At 44.3% G+C, this 16,530-nt stretch carries 32 protein-coding genes; all 32 read right to left on the bottom strand.

Annotated features, from left to right (window positions below; translation table 11 throughout):
- Positions 1–15 precede the first annotated feature (15 nt).
- A complete protein-coding gene (gene rpsI / locus MHB72_RS00915; RefSeq protein ID WP_023855904.1) occupies positions 16–408 on the bottom strand; it encodes a 30S ribosomal protein S9 in 393 nt (130 codons plus the stop codon).
- A 20-nt stretch (positions 409–428) separates the two neighbouring features.
- Positions 429–866, bottom strand: a complete 438-nt coding sequence (rplM, locus tag MHB72_RS00910) for a 50S ribosomal protein L13 (RefSeq protein ID WP_003178393.1) — start codon at positions 864–866, stop codon at positions 429–431.
- Between the two features lie 161 nt (positions 867–1,027).
- Positions 1,028–1,771, bottom strand: coding sequence for a tRNA pseudouridine(38-40) synthase TruA (gene truA, locus MHB72_RS00905; RefSeq protein ID WP_025810423.1), 744 nt, complete (start codon positions 1,769–1,771; stop codon positions 1,028–1,030).
- A gap of 10 nt (positions 1,772–1,781) precedes the next feature.
- Entirely contained in the window at positions 1,782–2,579 is a 798-nt protein-coding gene (locus tag MHB72_RS00900; RefSeq protein ID WP_340901540.1) for an energy-coupling factor transporter transmembrane component T family protein, read from the bottom strand.
- Entirely contained in the window at positions 2,576–3,445 is an 870-nt protein-coding gene (locus tag MHB72_RS00895; protein ID WP_020449878.1) for an energy-coupling factor ABC transporter ATP-binding protein, read from the bottom strand. Before MHB72_RS00895 ends, MHB72_RS00900 begins: the two co-directional genes overlap by 4 nt.
- Entirely contained in the window at positions 3,421–4,266 is an 846-nt protein-coding gene (locus tag MHB72_RS00890) for an energy-coupling factor ABC transporter ATP-binding protein (protein WP_216922081.1), read from the bottom strand. Before MHB72_RS00890 ends, MHB72_RS00895 begins: the two co-directional genes overlap by 25 nt.
- Before the next feature lie 141 nt (positions 4,267–4,407).
- Positions 4,408–4,770: a 50S ribosomal protein L17 gene (rplQ, locus tag MHB72_RS00885; protein WP_020449876.1), complete on the bottom strand. Its 363-nt coding sequence runs from the start codon at positions 4,768–4,770 to the stop codon at positions 4,408–4,410.
- 77 nt (positions 4,771–4,847) lie between these two features.
- Positions 4,848–5,792 (bottom strand): DNA-directed RNA polymerase subunit alpha, encoded by a 945-nt coding sequence (locus MHB72_RS00880; RefSeq protein WP_020449875.1) that lies wholly within the window; start codon positions 5,790–5,792, stop codon positions 4,848–4,850.
- Between the two features lie 174 nt (positions 5,793–5,966).
- Positions 5,967–6,362, bottom strand: coding sequence for a 30S ribosomal protein S11 (rpsK, locus tag MHB72_RS00875; protein WP_020449874.1), 396 nt, complete (start codon positions 6,360–6,362; stop codon positions 5,967–5,969).
- Positions 6,363–6,382: 20 nt separating this feature from the next.
- Positions 6,383–6,748, bottom strand: coding sequence for a 30S ribosomal protein S13 (rpsM, locus tag MHB72_RS00870; RefSeq protein ID WP_003178378.1), 366 nt, complete (start codon positions 6,746–6,748; stop codon positions 6,383–6,385).
- 22 nt (positions 6,749–6,770) lie between these two features.
- Complete coding sequence (rpmJ, locus tag MHB72_RS00865) at positions 6,771–6,884, bottom strand: 50S ribosomal protein L36 (RefSeq protein WP_003156543.1); 114 nt, start codon at positions 6,882–6,884, stop codon at positions 6,771–6,773.
- Positions 6,885–6,917: 33 nt separating this feature from the next.
- On the bottom strand, positions 6,918–7,136 hold the full coding sequence (infA, locus tag MHB72_RS00860; protein WP_003178377.1) for a translation initiation factor IF-1: 219 nt from the start codon (positions 7,134–7,136) through the stop codon (positions 6,918–6,920).
- Complete coding sequence (locus MHB72_RS00855; protein WP_023855908.1) at positions 7,114–7,443, bottom strand: KOW domain-containing RNA-binding protein; 330 nt, start codon at positions 7,441–7,443, stop codon at positions 7,114–7,116. Before MHB72_RS00855 ends, infA begins: the two co-directional genes overlap by 23 nt.
- Positions 7,444–7,453: 10 nt before the next feature.
- Entirely contained in the window at positions 7,454–8,200 is a 747-nt protein-coding gene (gene map / locus MHB72_RS00850) for a type I methionyl aminopeptidase (RefSeq protein WP_216922083.1), read from the bottom strand.
- Positions 8,197–8,850 (bottom strand): adenylate kinase, encoded by a 654-nt coding sequence (locus MHB72_RS00845; RefSeq protein ID WP_020449871.1) that lies wholly within the window; start codon positions 8,848–8,850, stop codon positions 8,197–8,199. Before MHB72_RS00845 ends, map begins: the two co-directional genes overlap by 4 nt.
- A gap of 53 nt (positions 8,851–8,903) precedes the next feature.
- Complete coding sequence (secY, locus tag MHB72_RS00840; RefSeq protein ID WP_020449870.1) at positions 8,904–10,199, bottom strand: preprotein translocase subunit SecY; 1,296 nt, start codon at positions 10,197–10,199, stop codon at positions 8,904–8,906.
- 1 nt (position 10,200) lies between these two features.
- Positions 10,201–10,641 (bottom strand): 50S ribosomal protein L15, encoded by a 441-nt coding sequence (gene rplO, locus MHB72_RS00835; RefSeq protein ID WP_020449869.1) that lies wholly within the window; start codon positions 10,639–10,641, stop codon positions 10,201–10,203.
- 30 nt (positions 10,642–10,671) lie between these two features.
- Positions 10,672–10,851, bottom strand: coding sequence for a 50S ribosomal protein L30 (gene rpmD, locus MHB72_RS00830; RefSeq protein WP_020449868.1), 180 nt, complete (start codon positions 10,849–10,851; stop codon positions 10,672–10,674).
- Positions 10,852–10,864: 13 nt separating this feature from the next.
- Entirely contained in the window at positions 10,865–11,365 is a 501-nt protein-coding gene (gene rpsE / locus MHB72_RS00825) for a 30S ribosomal protein S5 (RefSeq protein WP_023855910.1), read from the bottom strand.
- Between the two features lie 24 nt (positions 11,366–11,389).
- Positions 11,390–11,752 carry a 50S ribosomal protein L18 gene (gene rplR, locus MHB72_RS00820; protein ID WP_020449866.1) on the bottom strand — a complete coding sequence of 121 codons (363 nt, stop codon included), beginning with the start codon at positions 11,750–11,752 and terminating at the stop codon, positions 11,390–11,392.
- A 31-nt stretch (positions 11,753–11,783) separates the two neighbouring features.
- Positions 11,784–12,320, bottom strand: a complete 537-nt coding sequence (rplF, locus tag MHB72_RS00815; RefSeq protein ID WP_003178356.1) for a 50S ribosomal protein L6 — start codon at positions 12,318–12,320, stop codon at positions 11,784–11,786.
- 29 nt (positions 12,321–12,349) lie between these two features.
- Positions 12,350–12,748, bottom strand: coding sequence for a 30S ribosomal protein S8 (gene rpsH, locus MHB72_RS00810; RefSeq protein WP_003178355.1), 399 nt, complete (start codon positions 12,746–12,748; stop codon positions 12,350–12,352).
- Between the two features lie 31 nt (positions 12,749–12,779).
- Positions 12,780–12,965, bottom strand: coding sequence for a 30S ribosomal protein S14 (rpsN, locus tag MHB72_RS00805; RefSeq protein WP_003178353.1), 186 nt, complete (start codon positions 12,963–12,965; stop codon positions 12,780–12,782).
- Between the two features lie 22 nt (positions 12,966–12,987).
- Positions 12,988–13,527 (bottom strand): 50S ribosomal protein L5, encoded by a 540-nt coding sequence (rplE, locus tag MHB72_RS00800; protein ID WP_020449865.1) that lies wholly within the window; start codon positions 13,525–13,527, stop codon positions 12,988–12,990.
- A gap of 25 nt (positions 13,528–13,552) precedes the next feature.
- Positions 13,553–13,864, bottom strand: coding sequence for a 50S ribosomal protein L24 (gene rplX, locus MHB72_RS00795; protein WP_003178350.1), 312 nt, complete (start codon positions 13,862–13,864; stop codon positions 13,553–13,555).
- A 35-nt stretch (positions 13,865–13,899) separates the two neighbouring features.
- Complete coding sequence (gene rplN, locus MHB72_RS00790) at positions 13,900–14,268, bottom strand: 50S ribosomal protein L14 (RefSeq protein WP_020449864.1); 369 nt, start codon at positions 14,266–14,268, stop codon at positions 13,900–13,902.
- Between the two features lie 40 nt (positions 14,269–14,308).
- Positions 14,309–14,572, bottom strand: a complete 264-nt coding sequence (gene rpsQ, locus MHB72_RS00785; protein ID WP_003178345.1) for a 30S ribosomal protein S17 — start codon at positions 14,570–14,572, stop codon at positions 14,309–14,311.
- A 24-nt stretch (positions 14,573–14,596) separates the two neighbouring features.
- Positions 14,597–14,797, bottom strand: coding sequence for a 50S ribosomal protein L29 (gene rpmC / locus MHB72_RS00780; RefSeq protein WP_003178343.1), 201 nt, complete (start codon positions 14,795–14,797; stop codon positions 14,597–14,599).
- Positions 14,787–15,221, bottom strand: a complete 435-nt coding sequence (gene rplP / locus MHB72_RS00775; RefSeq protein WP_020449863.1) for a 50S ribosomal protein L16 — start codon at positions 15,219–15,221, stop codon at positions 14,787–14,789. Before rplP ends, rpmC begins: the two co-directional genes overlap by 11 nt.
- Position 15,222: 1 nt before the next feature.
- Complete coding sequence (gene rpsC / locus MHB72_RS00770; RefSeq protein WP_003178339.1) at positions 15,223–15,879, bottom strand: 30S ribosomal protein S3; 657 nt, start codon at positions 15,877–15,879, stop codon at positions 15,223–15,225.
- Between the two features lie 3 nt (positions 15,880–15,882).
- Positions 15,883–16,227, bottom strand: coding sequence for a 50S ribosomal protein L22 (rplV, locus tag MHB72_RS00765; protein WP_020449862.1), 345 nt, complete (start codon positions 16,225–16,227; stop codon positions 15,883–15,885).
- Between the two features lie 17 nt (positions 16,228–16,244).
- Positions 16,245–16,523, bottom strand: coding sequence for a 30S ribosomal protein S19 (gene rpsS / locus MHB72_RS00760; protein WP_003178334.1), 279 nt, complete (start codon positions 16,521–16,523; stop codon positions 16,245–16,247).
- Positions 16,524–16,530: the final 7 nt, after the last annotated feature.

The raw sequence follows: 16,530 nt of genomic DNA, 5'->3' as shown, positions 1-16,530 counted from the left end.
TTGAAACGCCATAAATTAACGTTTTGAGAACTGAGGTGCACGGCGTGCGCCTTTAAGTCCGTATTTTTTACGTTCTTTCATACGTGCGTCACGAGTCAGTAGACCGGCACGTTTTAGAGTTGAACGGTATTCCGGATCTGCTTCAAGCAAAGCGCGGGCGATACCGTGACGGATTGCTCCGGATTGACCGGATAAGCCGCCTCCATGAACGTTTACTAAAACGTCATAAGTACCAGCTGTTTCAGTCAAATTTAATGGTTGTTTGATATCTTCGATTAGAGCTGCAGATGGGATGTGCTCGCTGATTTCACGATTATTCACGATGATACGGCCTTCTCCTGGAACTAAACGCACACGCGCTACAGAGCTTTTACGACGGCCAGTACCGTAATATTGAACCTGTGCCAAATTGGTAACCTCCTTTTTAATTAACCGCGAAGTTCGTAAACTTCAGGTTTTTGTGCTTGGTGTGGATGCTCAGAACCACGGTATACGTTCAATTTTTTGAACATTTGACGACCTAGAGAACCTTTTGGAAGCATGCCTTTGATCGCAAGTTCAAGCATTTTCTCAGGGTAGTTTGTACGCATTTCAAGAGCAGTTCTTGATTTTAAACCGCCTGGATGTTGAGTGTGACGGTAGTAGATTTTGTCCGTTAACTTTTTACCAGTTAACTCGATTTTTTCAGCGTTGATGATGATCACATGATCTCCAGTGTCAACGTGTGGTGTGTAAGTTGGTTTATGTTTTCCGCGAAGGATAGATGCAACTTCTGTAGAAAGACGTCCTAGCGTCTTGCCAGCAGCATCAACAACTAACCACTTGCGTTCAATATTACTTGCGTTAGCCATAGGTGTTGTACGCATTAAATTTCCCTCCTAAATAAATCTGCCATTTTCAATAAACTTCAATTACGTTCTATTTCAAAACACAATAAGTTTCCGGGGCTTATCGTGGGGTTGAAATACATACCATATGATATCTTATAACTTTCTGTACTCTCTGTCAAGAAAATGTTACACCTGGTTTAGTTGTCATAGATAACACGCCATAAATACAAGCCGTGCGCCGGTGCAGTGCGCCCTGCGGCATCGCGGCTTCTGGCAAGAATCATCTTTTCAATGTCTCCAGGGGAAAATTTTCCGGTTCCTACATCAAGAAGCGTGCCGGCAATGATTCTAACCATGTTATACAAAAATCCGCTGCCCACAATCCTCATCTGCAGTCCGTCCCCTGTGTCAGACCATTCGAGTTCATAGACCGTTCTAACTTTGTCCTTCACTTCGGTTTTGGTTGCACAAAAGCTTGTGAAATCATGGGTTCCAACCAGAAAGCGGGAGGCTTCTTGGACTTTTTCCATATCAAGGTCATACGGAACATGGTATGCATAGTGGCGTTTAAAAACGTCCGGATGTCTGCCCCTGTAAATCATATACCGGTATTCTTTTCTTTTTGCAGAAAACCTCGCATGAAATTGATCATCGACAGCTTCCGCATTGTGGACCGATATATCATCAGGCAGCAGGGCATTCAAAGCATACGGCCATTTCGCCTCAGGGATGGATAGCGGACTGTCAAAATGAATCGTCTGTCCGACCGCGTGAACGCCGCTGTCGGTGCGCCCGGATGAAACGACAGGAATACGCTCCTTCGCTTTATGGAGCGTTTGCAGCGCTTTTTCAAGCTCATCCTGCACCGTTCTTTGACCAGGCTGCACTTGGTAGCCGTAAAAAAGGTGTCCGTCATATGAAATCGTACACTTCATTCTCATCGTCTATCACCTAAGTCCGCAATAAAATTAGCAATACGCCAAGACCAGCTAAAATGAGGAGCACGGAAGTATCCTTCCATTTCCACGTCAGCTGCCTGTATTTTGTACGGCCTTCCCCTCCCCTGTATCCTCGCGCCTCCATCGCAGTTGCAAGCTCTTCGGCTCTTTTAAAGGCACTGACAAACAGCGGAACAAGAAGAGGAACGATCGCTTTGACACGTTCTTTGACCGGGCCGTTCGTAAAATCAACGCCTCTTGCCATTTGCGCTTTCATGATCTTATCCGTCTCTTCGAGCAGAGTCGGTATAAATCTGAGGGAGATGGACATCATGAGAGCGAGTTCATGAACGGGAAGCTTTAATTTTTTAAACGGACCGAGCAAATGCTCCAAACCATCGGTCACTTCGATTGGAGTCGTCGTCAATGTTAAAATCGTTGTGATCATGATGAGGTAAACAAAGCGCAGCGAAATAAAAATCCCTTGAACAAGCCCCTGCTCATAAATTTTAAACAAGCCGAGATCGGCGAGAAGCGGCCCTTCCCTTGTCATAAAAATATGAAGCAGAAACGTAAACAGCACAATCCAGAACACGGGCTTTATCCCTTTTAAAAGGAATCGCACCGGAACGCCCGACAAAGCTGCGGCTGCGACCGTAAACAGGCCGAGCAGTGCATATGTTTCCGTATTATTCGCGAAAAAAACGATAAAGACAAAAAGGAAAATGGTTAACAGCTTTGTACGCGGATCAAGCCGGTGAATGATCGATGTCCCGGGTACATATTTGCCGATAATGATATTGTCCATCATAGGGCATTTTCCTCCTGAAAAAGAGCTTTAATTTCGGAGGCTGCTTCTTCAATCGTCAAGATCGGCGCTTTGAACGTAATGCCCAGCGTTTCTTCAAGACGTTTTTGGAATTTAATCGTTTCCGGCAAATCAAGCCCAAAGGCAGCGATATCGTCTTTCCTTGAAAAAAGCTCCCGCGGCGTCCCTTTTGCTTTGACCGTGCCTTTATGCATCACAATCAGTTCATCTGCATACGCCGCCGCATCTTCCATACTGTGGGTGACGAGAATCGTCGTCAGATTCCTCTGCTTATGGAGGCTGTAGAACATGTCCATGATCTCTTTGCGGCCTCTTGGGTCGAGCCCTGCCGTCGGTTCATCGAGGACGAGAACCTCCGGCTCCATCGCCAGCACTCCCGCAATGGCCACGCGGCGCATTTGCCCGCCGCTTAGTTCAAACGGGGACCTGTCGGACAGCTCCTCATCCAAACCTACAAGCTTCAGCATTTCCCTCGCCTTTTCTTCCGCCTTCTCCCGGCTCATGCCGAAATTGATCGGGCCGAATGAAATGTCCTTTAAAATTGTTTCTTCAAACAGCTGATGTTCAGGAAACTGAAAGACAATCCCGACCTTTTTCCGCAAAGCTTTTAAGTGTTTATTCTTTTTGCCTGCTTCGAGAACGTCCCCGCCGAGGCGTATCTGTCCTTTTGTCGGTTTTAAAAGCCCGTTCAGGTGCTGAAGCAACGTCGATTTTCCCGATCCTGTATGGCCGATCACTGCGACATAGCTTCCTTCTTTAATCACGGCGTTGACATCATAGATCGCAAGGCGTTCAAAAGGCGTTTTCATCTGGTATCGGTGCTCTACATCTTTGATTTCAATGTCCATAGCTCATTCACCAATCCTTCTTGTGTCAGATGATCGCCTTTCAAAGCCAGACCGCTTTCCTTCAGCATTTGGCTGAGCTGAAAAGAAAAAGGCAAATCAAGCCCGATTTTTATCAGGTCTTGATTCAGACGAAAGACTTCCTGCGGCGTGCCTTCGGCAAATTTTCTTCCGCCGTTCATGACGATGATCCGGTCGGCCTTTGCAGCTTCGTTTAAGTCATGTGTAATCGAAATGACCGTAACCATTCCCTGGTCTTTCAGCCTTCTGACCGTATCCAGCACTTCTTCCCGTCCCATCGGGTCGAGCATGGAAGTCGCCTCGTCGAGAATCATGATGTCAGGACGGGCGGCAAGCACTCCCGCAATCGCAACACGCTGCTTTTGCCCTCCAGAGAGATGGTGCGGCTCTTGATCGAGAAATTCTTGCATGTTCACCTGTTGAACGGCCCAATCCACCCTTTCCACCATGTCTTCTCTTGGAACTCCGTTGTTTTCTAAACCAAAAGCCACATCATCGCGAACGGTTGTCCCGACAAATTGGTTATCCGGATTTTGAAACACCATGCCGATTTTTTTTCGGACATCCCAGACCGTCTCTTCCATCAGCTGAATACCGCCGACATCAATCGATCCTTCGTCAGGCAGGATCAGTCCGTTTAAAGCACGGGCGAGCGTCGACTTCCCTGAGCCGTTGTGACCTACGATCGCAAGCCATTCTCCTTTCGACACTTGGAAAGATACATGATCAAGCGCAGGCCTGTCCGCATCTTTCTGGTAGCGAAACGTGATATCCTCTGCAGCGATTAATCGATCTTGATTCATTTGCCCGTCCGGCCTCCTCTCCTCTAAAGCTCTGCTTTTCTGACTATTCTTTTATCATAGAAAATTCCCCGGTATCTAAAAAAAGGGCATAGATCCAGTTAAAAACTGTCCCGCCCTTCTTTAGACACACAAAATATGTGATTAAACCAATTCGATGATAGCCATTGGTGCTCCGTCACCACGGCGAGGACCAAGCTTCATAATACGTGTGTATCCGCCTTGGCGCTCTTCATAACGAGGTGCTACATCAGAGAAAAGTTTTTGGAGTGCATCTTGGTCTTTCTCTGCATCTGCAACCTCATTGCGGATGTATGCAGCTGCTTGGCGGCGTGCGTGTAAATCTCCGCGCTTGCCAAGTGTAATCATTTTTTCTACAACAGAGCGAAGTTCTTTCGCGCGAGCTTCTGTTGTTTCGATTCTCTCGTTGATGATCAAGTCTGTTGTAAGATCACGCAGCATTGCTTTACGCTGTGCACTAGTGCGTCCTAGTTTTCTGTATGACATGTGGTGTCCCCTCCTTTATTGAAATACTCGATCTGAAATAAAAAACACACGAAAATCCTAGTTCACATGGAAACTAGTCAATCGTCTTTGCGAAGGCCAAGTCCAAGTTCTTCAAGTTTCGCTTTTACTTCTTCAAGCGACTTGCGACCCAGGTTGCGAACTTTCATCATATCTTCTTCAGTTTTGTTCGCAAGTTCTTGAACTGTATTGATTCCCGCACGCTTCAAGCAGTTGTAAGAACGGACTGAAAGATCGAGCTCTTCAATAGTCATTTCAAGAACTTTTTCTTTTTGGTCCTCTTCTTTTTCAACCATAATTTCAGCATGCTGAGCTTCGTCGGTCAAACCGACAAAAATATTAAGGTGTTCAGTCAAAATCTTTGAACCAAGCGCAATTGCTTCTTTTGGTCCAGTGCTTCCATCTGTCCATACGTCAAGCGTAAGTTTGTCATAGTTTGTAATCTGACCCACACGAGTATTCTCAACTTGATATGTTACACGAGAAACAGGTGTAAAGATGGAATCAATCGGGATGACCCCAATTGGCTGATCGTCTCTCTTATTCGAGTCAGCTGGTGTATACCCGCGACCTCTTTGAGCGGTTAAGCGAACTCGAAAACTCGCATTTTGGCCAAGAGTCGCAATGTGAAGATCAGGATTCAAAATCTCAACATCACTGTCGTGGGTAATATCAGCAGCTGTTACAACTCCTTCACCCTGTACATCAATCTCAAGCGTCTTCTCTTCTTCAGAGTAGATTTTCAGTGCAAGTTTTTTAATGTTTAAGATAATCGTTGTAACATCTTCAACGACGCCTTCGATCGTCGAGAATTCATGCAGTACACCATCTATTTGGATCGATGTTACAGCGGCACCAGGGAGTGAGGATAAAAGGATACGACGTAAGGAGTTACCCAAAGTTGTACCATATCCACGCTCAAGTGGCTCTACGACAAATTTACCATACTTGGCATCGTCGCTGATTTCAACCGTTTCGATTTTTGGTTTTTCAATCTCGATCATTTCATAAAACCCTCCTTCAAAACGTCGAAACCCCGGAAAGAATTTCTCTGATTCTATCCGAAATTCCCCATTGTTTAGTCCCGTATGTGCTCAGGCAACGAGTGTGCATTCGTTTTATAAATTAACTGTATCATAACCCATTATTGACAGGGACACAAAATCTATACAAACAAATTACACGCGGCGACGTTTTGGCGGACGGCATCCGTTATGAGGAACAGGCGTTACGTCTCTGATTGCTGTAACTTCCAGTCCAGCAGCTTGAAGTGCACGAATTGCAGCTTCACGGCCAGAACCAGGTCCTTTTACAGTAACTTCAAGAGTTTTAAGTCCATGTTCGATAGAACCTTTAGCAGCTGTTTCAGCGGCCATTTGCGCAGCGAACGGAGTGGATTTTTTAGAACCTTTAAATCCAAGAGATCCGGCGCTTGACCAAGAAAGAGCATTACCATGAACATCTGTGATAGTAACAATCGTGTTGTTGAAAGTTGAACGGATATGAGCAATTCCAGATTCAATATTCTTTTTCACGCGGCGTTTACGCGTGTTTGTTTTACGAGCAGCAGCCATTGTTTAATTACCTCCCTTGCTTATTTTTTCTTGTTAGCTACAGTACGACGCGGACCTTTACGAGTACGCGCGTTATTTTTAGTATTTTGACCGCGAACAGGCAATCCGCGACGATGACGAATTCCGCGGTAGCTTCCGATTTCGATCAGACGTTTGATGTTAAGAGACACTTCACGGCGAAGGTCACCTTCAACTTTCAATTTGTCAATCACGTCACGGATTTTACCAAGTTCTTCTTCAGTCAAATCACGAACGCGAGTATCTTCAGAAACTCCAGCTTCTTTTAAGATTTGCTGAGCCGTTGTACGACCGATTCCAAAGATGTATGTTAATGAAATAACAACACGTTTATCACGTGGGATATCTACACCAGCAATACGAGCCATCTCTCTCGCACCTCCTTAAAAATTATCCTTGTTTTTGTTTATGCTTTGGATTTTCACAGATCACCATTACTTTTCCTTTTCTGCGAATGACCTTACATTTTTCACAGATCGGTTTAACTGATGGTCTCACTTTCATGTGTTTCCAACCTCCTTCAATTTCCGGAGTGCTTTATTTGTAACGGTACGTAATTCTACCACGAGTTAAGTCATATGGAGATAATTCTACCGTAACTTTGTCTCCAGGTAAAATGCGAATGAAGTGCATGCGGATTTTACCAGATACGTGAGCCAAAACCGTATGGCCATTCTCAAGTTCAACTTTGAACATTGCGTTTGGCAGCGTTTCGACTACAGTACCTTCCACTTCAATTACATCGTCTTTCGCCATTCAAGTGTTCTCCCTTCTTCAAATCAGTAACTTGCTCTCTGACAAATTTCAAAAGAGAAAATCTCAATTTTCCGTTTGTCACACGCCCTGTTTCGTTTATACTGTTCTGAACTTCCGGAGATACGCAATCATAAAAGGTTAAATGATTGATATTCTTTTTCTTAGGAGAATGAAATTTACGCTTTTCTCCGTCTGCTACCAGCACATGATGATGATCGACTATATCAATAACAACTGCGTATTGGTTCATTTCGCGGCCTCTTGCTATGCGTACGAACTGTCCAATTTCAGGTGTTTTCCGATACATCTCATTTCACCTAGGCTTTTGTCAGTATCTCAAAACCGGCTTCCGTTATGGCAATCGTGTGTTCAAAGTGAGCACACTTCTTCCCGTCCACAGTTACAACCGTCCAGTTGTCAGCCAATGTTTTGACATAGCGTGTGCCTGCATTAACCATCGGCTCAATGGCCAGGACCATGCCAGGCTTTAAACGCGGGCCTTTGTTCGGCGGACCGTAGTGAGGAATTTGCGGATCCTCATGAAGATCCTGCCCTACCCCGTGTCCTACATATTCCCTGACGACTGAAAAATGTTCGCTTTCGACATACGTTTGAATTGCGTGGGAAATATTCGACAAACGTTCTCCCGGTTTTGCTTCCTTCAAGCCTCTATATAAAGACTCCTCTGTCACATCCAGCAGCTTTTGATCATCATCGCTAATCATACCCACTGGATAAGTCCATGCAGAGTCACCATGATAACCGTTCAGCTTCGCACCGATATCGATGCTGATGATGTCTCCGTCGCGAAGGACCCGTTTTCCCGGAATACCGTGCACGAGTTCTTCGTTGACCGAAACGCAAATGCTCCCGCGAAAACCATTATACCCTTTAAAAGACGGGATTGCACCTTGCTTTGTAATAAAACGTTCGGCAATTTGATCCAGTTCTTTTGTCGAGATGCCGGGTTTAATGTGCTTTTTCAGCTCCTGATGAGTTAAAGCGACAATTCTTCCGGCTTCCCGCATGATTTCGATTTCTCGGGGAGTTTTACAAATAATCATTTGTCCAGGCCTCCGAGAAGCTCCTTTATATCAGCGTAAACTTCATTGATGTGCTTCTGCCCGTCAATGTTTACGAGATATCCTTTATCCGCATAGAAATCGAGTAAAGGCTGGGTTTGCTTCATGTTGACCTCTAACCGTGTAGATACAGTAGCTTCATTATCGTCTTCACGCTGATAAAGCTCTCCTCCACACTTGTCGCATACATTTTCTTTCGCAGGCGGATTAAAGACTAAATGATAAGTTGCACCGCAGTTTCTGCAGATTCTGCGTCCTGTCAGACGTTCCATCAATGCATCTTTATCGACTTGAATGTTGATGACATGGTCAATCGACTTGCCAAGTCCTTTAAGAATTTCCTCAAGTGCTTCAGCTTGAGCGACTGTTCTCGGAAATCCGTCCAGAAGAAAACCTCCGTCACAATCATTCTTGCCAAGTCTCTCCCTGACAATACCAATTGTCACTTCATCCGGAACAAGCTCACCTTTATCAATGTATGATTTGGCTTCGAGTCCCAGATCCGTTTCTTCTTTCATCGCAGCGCGGAACATGTCTCCTGTTGAGATATGAGGTATCCCAAAATCTTCAACAATCCGTTCAGCCTGTGTCCCTTTACCGGCCCCAGGCAGTCCCATTAAGACTAAGTTCATTTCGGATTCCCCGTCCTCTCTATTTTAGAGGGAATGGGCACGCCCCATTTCCTCTAGTGCTTCATAAATCCACGATAGTTTCGTTTTACCAGCTGGCTTTCAAGCTGCTTCATTGTTTCAAGTGCAACCCCGATGACAATCAGCAAACTTGTTCCACCAATTTGTGCAGATGAAGGCAGCCCAGCAATATTAACGAACAAGACAGGAAGAATGGCAATCACGGCCAAGAATATGGAGCCTACAAATGTAAGTCGATACAAAATGCTCGTAATTCTATCTTGAGTCATTTTTCCTGGACGAACTCCCGGAATATAGCCACCTTGTTTTTTAAGATTATCGGCCATTTGCTCAGGGTTTACCTGCACAAATGCATAGAAATAGGTAAAGGCGATGATCAACGCCGCATAAACTCCCATTCCGACCGGATGCGTGTAATCAAACGTTTTTTGAATCCAATTCGTGACGTCATTGGTACCAAAAAATGTTGCCACGGTCCGCGGAGTGGTGATAAATGCTACTGCAAAGATAACCGGAATAACTCCCGCCGGGTTAACCTTCAGCGGCAAGTGTGTAGACTGGCCGCCAGGAACCGGTGAACGGCCTGAACCTTTCGCATATTGAATTGAGATTTTTCTAACTGCCTGTTGGATGAAAATAACGCCAACGACAATCGCCAAAATCGCAACCAATATAACGACAACCTTTATGATTTGCAAGAATAACTGATCTCCAGCATCTACAAACTGCTGAGCGTAGATCTGATTAATCGTCTGCGGAATGCCGGCAACGATACCGGCGAAGATGATAATGGATATTCCGTTACCAACTCCATGAGACGTAATTTGTTCTCCCAGCCACATTAAAAAAGCAGTTCCAGCAGTTAGTACAACCGCAATAAGCAAATAAGTACCGACTCCAGGGTTTGTAATCAACGCGCCGCCGGCCATGTTGTTAAACCCGTAAGACATACCTAAAGCCTGGATAAATCCAAGAACGATTGTGAAGTACCTTGTGAACTGTGCTAGTTTTCGGCGACCAACTTCTCCTTGCTTAGACCATTCGGTAAACTTCGGCACAACATCCATCTGCAGGAGCTGAATGATGATTGAAGCTGTGATGTAAGGCATGATTCCCATCGCAAGAATGGAGAAGTTGAACAATGCACCGCCGCCAAATGTGTTTAGAATCCCAAATACGCTCATTTGATCCTGTGCCTTTAAAACTTCTGTGTTTACATGCGGCACAGGAATGAACGAACCGAGACGAAAGACGATAAGCATTAAAAGAGTGAAGATAATCTTATTCCGAATATCCTTCACACGCATAAAATTGGAGATTGTCTTAAACAAGTTAGATCACCTCAGCTGTACCGCCAGCAGCCTCAATTGCTTGTTTAGCAGAAGCGGAGAATTTATTGGCTTTAACAGTTAATTTCTTTTCTAATTGACCGTCGCCAAGAATTTTCACTCCAGATTTCAACTTGCTGATTACACCTGTTTCTAAAAGAAGTTCAGGAGTAACTTCCGTCCCTTCTGCAAAGCTGTTGAGTTTGTCTAGGTTGACTACAGCGAAATCCTTGCGGTTGATGTTTGTGAAACCGCGTTTAGGAAGACGTTGGAACAAAGGCATTTGTCCACCCTCGAATCCAGGACGTACACCGCCGCCAGAACGAGCGTTTTGACCTTTATGACCTTTACCTGCTGTTTTACCGTTACCAGAACCAATACCACGACCTACGCGGTTGCGCGTTTTACGTGAACCTTCTGCGGGCTTTAATTCATGAAGTTTCATTTGGACACCTCCTTAGCCTATCGTTTATTTTTAAAGTTCTTTAACAGAAACTAAATGAGATACTTTGTTAACCATACCGCGGATTGCAGCGTTGTCTTCATGAACGACAGTTTGGTTTGTTTTCTTTAAACCGAGCGTTCTTACAGTAATACGCTGATCTTCCGGGCGTCCGATTACACTGCGTTTGAGGGTAATTTCTAATTTAGCCATTAATGTTCCCTCCTTATCCTAACAGTTCTTCTACAGATTTTCCACGAAGCTTCGCAACGTCCTCAGCGCGTTTCAGCTCGCTTAAACCTTGGACTGTTGCACGGATCATGTTGATCGGTGTGTTAGAACCTAAAGACTTAGAAAGGATATCAGCTACACCTGCAAGCTCAAGTACCGCACGTACTGGGCCTCCAGCGATAACTCCCGTACCTTCAGAAGCAGGTTTTAACAAGATGTTTCCTGCACCGAAACGTCCGATGATTTCGTGTGGAATTGTAGTTCCAACCATTGGTACTTCGATCAAATTCTTTTTCGCATCTTCAACAGCTTTGCGGATCGCTTCTGGTACTTCTTGTGCTTTACCAGTACCGAATCCTACGTGTCCGTTTTTGTCACCGACAACGACTAGAGCTGCGAAGCGGAAACGACGACCACCTTTAACAACTTTCGCTACGCGGTTAACGGTAACTAAGCGTTCTTCTAACTCTAATTTGCTTGGGTCAATACGACGCATATTCATATGTCCCTCCTTCTTTTATTAAAATTCTAATCCAGCTTCGCGTGCAGCATCAGCCAATGCTTTTACACGTCCATGATAAAGGTAACCGCCACGGTCGAACACGACATTTGTGATACCTTTTTCAGAAGCGCGTTTTGCAACAAGCTCGCCAACTTTTGCAGCCGCAGACGTATCGCTGCCATTTTCAGCGTTAAAGTCTTTATCAAGAGTTGATGCACTCACAAGTGTAACACCGTTCACATCATCGATCACTTGTGCGTAAATATGTTTGTTTGAACGGAAAACATTTAGACGAGGTCTCTCAGGGGTTCCTGAAAGCTTCGCGCGAACACGACCGTGTCTTTTAAGACGTGCAGCATTCTTGCTTGTTTTCGTAATCATCTGGGTCACTCCTTTCTCACATTAAGCGGTTTTACTTAGCAGATTTACCTTCTTTACGACGAACCATTTCTCCTTCATAGCGGATCCCTTTGCCTTTGTAAGGTTCTGGAGAACGTACAGCGCGAATGTTTGCAGCAGTAGCTCCAACACGCTCTTTATCTGTACCTTTTACAACCACTTTTGTTTGAGATGGAACTTCGATTTCAATTCCGTTTTCAGGAACGATTTCTACAGGGTGAGAGTATCCAACGTTCAAAACAAGTTTGTTTCCGGATTTAGAAGCACGGTAACCGACACCGACTAATTCCAAACCTCTTTCAAAACCTTTAGATACACCTTCAACCATGTTTCCGATGATGCTGCGAGTTGTGCCATGCAGCGCACGGTGTTCTTTATTATCTGAAGGACGCTCTACAGTAAGTACATTGTCCTCAATTTTAATCTTCATATCAGGATGAAACGTACGAGTTAATTCTCCTTTTGGTCCTTTCACGGTTACAGTGTTGTCGTTCAGAGTAACTGTAACGCCTGAAGGAATCTCAAGTAGCTTCTTACCTACACGAGACATACCAAACACCTCCATTCATGTTAAACTTCTTACCAAACGTATGCTAATACTTCTCCGCCAGCCTGTTTAGCGCGGGCTTCTTTATCTGTTAACACACCTTGTGATGTAGAAAGAATTGCGATTCCAAGTCCGTTCAGTACGCGAGGCACTTCGTTTGACTTAGCGTAAACGCGCAGACCTGGTTTGCTGATTCTCTTAAGGCCAGTGATGACACGCTCGTTGTTTTGTCCGTATTTCAAGAAAACACGGATGATACCTTGCTTGTTATCTTCAATGAATTCTACGTCACGGATGAAACCTTCTCTTTTCAAGATTTCAGCGATTTCTCTTTTCAACTTCGAAGCAGGAATTTCGAGCTTCTCATGACGTACCATGTTTGCATTACGAATTCGAGTCAGCATATCTGCAATCGGATCTGTCATAACCATTATTTAATAACCTCCTTCCCATAAACGGGGATTACCAGCTGGCTTTTTTAACGCCAGGAATTTGTCCTTTATATGCAAGTTCACGGAAACAAATACGGCAAAGTTTAAATTTACGAATAACAGAGTGCGGACGGCCGCAGCGTTCGCAGCGAGTGTACTCTTGTACTTTAAACTTCGGTGTGCGTTTTTGTTTCGCAATCATTGACTTTTTAGCCACGATTTCGCCTCCCTTTCATTGATTATTTCTGGAATGGCATACCTAATTGAGTTAACAGTTCACGAGCTTCTTCATCAGTGTTGGCAGTCGTTACGATAACGATGTCCATACCGCGAACTTTAGTTACCTTATCATAGTCAATTTCAGGGAAGATCAGCTGTTCTTTGATTCCTAGTGTGTAGTTTCCGCGACCGTCAAAAGATTTTTTTGAAATTCCGCGGAAGTCACGAACACGTGGTAAAGAAACAGAAATTAGTTTATCAAGGAAATCGTACATGCGCTCTCCGCGAAGAGTTACTTTCGCACCGATTGGCATTCCTTCACGAAGACGGAATCCAGCAATAGATTTCTTCGCACGAGTAACGACAGGTTTCTGACCAGCGATAAACGTTAGTTCTTCAACAGCGCTATCGATAGCTTTAGCGTTTTGAACAGCGTCACCAACACCCATGTTGATTACGATTTTTTCGATTTTAGGCACTTGCATCACAGATTTGTATTCGAACTTTTTCATTAATGCAGGTGTAATGTCTTTATTGTACTTTTCTTTAAGGCGGTTCATGAGATAGACCTCCCTTCCTTTATTACTAGTTATCTAGAACTTGCCCAGATTTTTTTGCAATACGAACTTTTTTGCCATTTTCCACTTTGTATCCTACGCGAGTCACTTCACCTGTTTTAGGATCGAGCGGCATTACGTTTGACACATGAATTGGCGCCTCTTGATTTAAAATTCCGCCTTGAGGGTTAGCTTGAGTCGGCTTTGAGTGCTTCTTCACCATGTTGACACCCTCAACGATTACGCGGTCTTTTTTAGGGAAAGCTGCAAGGATCACACCTTGTTTCCCTTTGTCTTTACCAGAGATAACCATTACTTTATCGCCTTTTTTAACATGCATCCTGATCGCACCTCCTTAGTCCGGCATTGATATCATTAAAGTACTTCTGGAGCTAGAGAAACAATTTTCATGAAGTTGTTATCACGAAGTTCACGTGCTACAGGTCCGAAGATACGAGTTCCGCGCGGGCTTTTGTCGTCACGGATGATAACACATGCATTCTCATCGAATTTGATGTAAGATCCGTCATTTCTGCGCGCGCCGCTCTTAGAACGTACGATTACAGCTCTTACGACCTCACCTTTTTTGACAACGCCTCCTGGTGTTGCTTGTTTAACCGTGCAAACAATGACATCACCAATGTTAGCTGTTTTGCGTCCAGAACCACCAAGCACCTTGATTGTTAATACTTCACGGGCACCAGAGTTATCAGCTACTTTTAAACGAGTCTCTTGTTGAATCATTATTTGTTACCTCCCTTCGGAAAAAGGTTTCCGAACTTTATTAGATAATAACAGCTTCTTCGACAACTTCAACTAGACGAAAACGTTTAGTCGCAGATAATGGACGAGTTTCCATGATCTTTACGATGTCTCCGATTTTAGCTTGGTTATTTTCATCATGTGCTTTGAATTTTTTAGAGTACTTTACGCGTTTACCGTAGAGTGAATGTTTTTTGTAAGTTTCTACAACAACAGTAATGGTTTTATCCATTTTGTCAGAAACGACACGTCCTTGGTAGACTTTGCGCTGATTGCGTTCGCTCATGTTTTAGAGAACCTCCCTCCGGAATTATTTGTTGGCAGCAATTTCTCTTTCCCGAATCACAGTTTTCATGCGCGCGATTGACTTGCGCACTTCACGAATGCGAGCAGTGTTTTCAAGTTGTCCTGTCGCTAATTGAAAGCGAAGATTGAAAAGTTCTTCTTTAAGAGACTTTACTTTTTGTTCAATTTCAGCAGTGGTAAGGTCACGAATTTCATTAGCTTTCATTTGATTCACCACCAATTTCTTCACGTTTTACGAACTTCGTTTTAATTGGCAATTTGTGAGATGCAAGACGAAGAGCTTCACGAGCAACTTCCTCAGACACACCAGAAATTTCAAATAAAACTTTGCCCGGTTTTACAACAGCTACCCATCCTTCAGGAGCACCTTTACCGGAACCCATCCGAACCTCTAGAGGCTTAGCTGTATAAGGCTTAGAAGGGAAAATTTTGATCCAAACTTTACCGCCACGTTTCATGTAACGAGTCATTGCGATACGCGCAGCTTCGATTTGACGGTTTGTAATCCAAGAAGCTTCTTGAGCCTGGATGCCGTATTCACCGAAATGCACTTCAGAGCCGCCTTTTGCACGGCCGCGCATTTTTCCGCGATGCTCTCTGCGATATTTAACGCGTTTTGGCATTAACATATTATTTTCCTCCTTCCTCAGTTTTCTTCTTAGTAGGAAGAACCTCTCCACGATAGATCCAGACTTTTACACCAAGCTTGCCGTAAGTTGTGTCAGCTTCAGATGTAGCATAGTCGATGTCTGCACGAAGTGTGTGCAATGGAACAGTTCCTTCACTGTAGTATTCAGAACGAGCGATGTCAGCGCCGCCAAGACGACCGGAAACCATTGTTTTAATTCCTTGTGCACCAGCGCGCATTGTGCGTTGGATTTGTTGCTTTTGCGCACGACGGAAAGAGATGCGGTTTTCCAATTGACGAGCGATGTTATCAGCAACTAGCTGAGCATCAAGATCAGCTCTTTTGATTTCAAGAATGTTAATGTGTACACGCTTGCCAGTAAGGCTGTTAAGGGCTTTGCGAAGCGCTTCGACTTCAGAACCGCCTTTACCGATAACCATACCAGGCTTAGCTGTGTGGATCGTAATATTTACACGGTTTGCCGCACGCTCGATTTCCACTTTAGAAACAGAAGCGTCAGACAGGCGTTGATTAATAAATTCACGGATTTTCAGATCTTCGTGAAGGAAGTCAGCGTAATCTTTGCCAGCGTACCACTTAGATTCCCAATCACGTATAACACCAATACGAAGACCGACTGGATTTACCTTTTGACCCACGAGTTATCCCTCCTTCTTTTCTGATACAACGATAGTAATGTGGCTCGTACGTTTGTTGATTTGGCTTGCACGTCCCATAGCGCGCGGACGGAATCTTTTCAACGTAGGGCCTTCGTTCACGTAAGCTTGAGTAACAACCAGGTTGTTTGCATCCATTTCGTAGTTGTGCTCAGCGTTAGCGATAGCAGATTTTAAAACTTTTTCAATAATCGGGGAAGCAGCTTTTGGCGTAAGGTTTAAGATCGATACTGCTTCACCTACTTGCTTGCCTCGAATCAGGTCCATTACTAGACGTGCCTTACGAGGAGCAATACGGACTGTTCTTGCGACAGCTTTAGCTTGTTGCATTTAAAAGCCTCCTCTCATTAGCGTCTTGTTTTTTTGTCATCACTAGCATGACCTTTGTAAGTGCGTGTCGGTGCGAATTCACCCAACTTGTGACCTACCATATCTTCAGAGATGTAAACAGGCACATGTTTGCGTCCATCATAGACTGCGATTGTGTGACCGATAAATTGCGGGAAAATAGTAGAACGGCGAGACCAAGTTTTCACAACTTGTTTCTTATCCGCTTCATTTAATTTCTCGATTTTTGTCATTAGATGATCATCGACAAATGGTCCTTTTTTTAAGCTGCGAGCCATTTTGGAA

It is taken from the genome of Bacillus sp. FSL K6-1284 (assembly GCF_038002625.1).
Lineage (GTDB): Bacteria > Bacillota > Bacilli > Bacillales > Bacillaceae > Bacillus > Bacillus paralicheniformis.
This window is presented reverse-complemented; position numbering and strand designations above follow the sequence as displayed.

What these genes read in the sequence shown, in the direction of transcription:
- rplV (WP_020449862.1), bottom strand. Translation starts at nt 16,227, where the DNA reads ATGCAACAAGCTAAAGCTGTCGCAAGAACAGTCCGTATTGCTCCTCGT.
- MHB72_RS00880 (WP_020449875.1), bottom strand. Translation starts at nt 5,792, where the DNA reads ATGATCGAGATTGAAAAACCAAAAATCGAAACGGTTGAAATCAGCGAC.
- rpsH (WP_003178355.1), bottom strand. Translation starts at nt 12,748, where the DNA reads ATGGTTATGACAGATCCGATTGCAGATATGCTGACTCGAATTCGTAAT.
- map (WP_216922083.1), bottom strand. Translation starts at nt 8,200, where the DNA reads ATGATTATTTGTAAAACTCCCCGAGAAATCGAAATCATGCGGGAAGCC.
- MHB72_RS00900 (WP_340901540.1), bottom strand. Translation starts at nt 2,579, where the DNA reads ATGATGGACAATATCATTATCGGCAAATATGTACCCGGGACATCGATC.
- infA (WP_003178377.1), bottom strand. Translation starts at nt 7,136, where the DNA reads ATGGCGAAAGACGATGTAATTGAAGTGGAAGGTACTGTAGTCGAAACG.
- rpmD (WP_020449868.1), bottom strand. Translation starts at nt 10,851, where the DNA reads ATGGCTAAATTAGAAATTACCCTCAAACGCAGTGTAATCGGACGCCCG.
- rplF (WP_003178356.1), bottom strand. Translation starts at nt 12,320, where the DNA reads ATGTCTCGTGTAGGTAAGAAGCTACTTGAGATTCCTTCAGGCGTTACA.
- rpmC (WP_003178343.1), bottom strand. Translation starts at nt 14,797, where the DNA reads ATGAAAGCTAATGAAATTCGTGACCTTACCACTGCTGAAATTGAACAA.
- rplO (WP_020449869.1), bottom strand. Translation starts at nt 10,641, where the DNA reads ATGAAACTTCATGAATTAAAGCCCGCAGAAGGTTCACGTAAAACGCGC.
- rplR (WP_020449866.1), bottom strand. Translation starts at nt 11,752, where the DNA reads ATGATTACGAAAACAAGCAAGAATGCTGCACGTCTTAAAAGACACGGT.
- MHB72_RS00855 (WP_023855908.1), bottom strand. Translation starts at nt 7,443, where the DNA reads ATGTATCGGAAAACACCTGAAATTGGACAGTTCGTACGCATAGCAAGA.
- rpsK (WP_020449874.1), bottom strand. Translation starts at nt 6,362, where the DNA reads ATGGCTGCTGCTCGTAAAACAAACACGCGTAAACGCCGCGTGAAAAAG.
- MHB72_RS00895 (WP_020449878.1), bottom strand. Translation starts at nt 3,445, where the DNA reads ATGGACATTGAAATCAAAGATGTAGAGCACCGATACCAGATGAAAACG.
- MHB72_RS00845 (WP_020449871.1), bottom strand. Translation starts at nt 8,850, where the DNA reads ATGAACTTAGTCTTAATGGGACTGCCTGGGGCCGGTAAAGGGACACAG.
- rpsQ (WP_003178345.1), bottom strand. Translation starts at nt 14,572, where the DNA reads ATGAGCGAACGCAATCAGCGCAAAGTCTACCAAGGACGTGTCGTTTCT.
- rpsE (WP_023855910.1), bottom strand. Translation starts at nt 11,365, where the DNA reads ATGCGTCGTATTGACCCAAGCAAATTAGAGTTAGAAGAACGCTTAGTT.
- rplQ (WP_020449876.1), bottom strand. Translation starts at nt 4,770, where the DNA reads ATGTCATACAGAAAACTAGGACGCACTAGTGCACAGCGTAAAGCAATG.
- rplX (WP_003178350.1), bottom strand. Translation starts at nt 13,864, where the DNA reads ATGCATGTTAAAAAAGGCGATAAAGTAATGGTTATCTCTGGTAAAGAC.
- truA (WP_025810423.1), bottom strand. Translation starts at nt 1,771, where the DNA reads ATGAGAATGAAGTGTACGATTTCATATGACGGACACCTTTTTTACGGC.
- rpsS (WP_003178334.1), bottom strand. Translation starts at nt 16,523, where the DNA reads ATGGCTCGCAGCTTAAAAAAAGGACCATTTGTCGATGATCATCTAATG.
- rpmJ (WP_003156543.1), bottom strand. Translation starts at nt 6,884, where the DNA reads ATGAAAGTGAGACCATCAGTTAAACCGATCTGTGAAAAATGTAAGGTC.
- MHB72_RS00890 (WP_216922081.1), bottom strand. Translation starts at nt 4,266, where the DNA reads ATGAATCAAGATCGATTAATCGCTGCAGAGGATATCACGTTTCGCTAC.
- rpsM (WP_003178378.1), bottom strand. Translation starts at nt 6,748, where the DNA reads ATGGCTCGTATTGCTGGTGTAGATATCCCACGTGATAAACGTGTTGTT.
- rplM (WP_003178393.1), bottom strand. Translation starts at nt 866, where the DNA reads ATGCGTACAACACCTATGGCTAACGCAAGTAATATTGAACGCAAGTGG.
- rplP (WP_020449863.1), bottom strand. Translation starts at nt 15,221, where the DNA reads ATGTTAATGCCAAAACGCGTTAAATATCGCAGAGAGCATCGCGGAAAA.
- rplE (WP_020449865.1), bottom strand. Translation starts at nt 13,527, where the DNA reads ATGAACCGCCTTAAAGAAAAGTACAATAAAGACATTACACCTGCATTA.
- rplN (WP_020449864.1), bottom strand. Translation starts at nt 14,268, where the DNA reads ATGATTCAACAAGAGACTCGTTTAAAAGTAGCTGATAACTCTGGTGCC.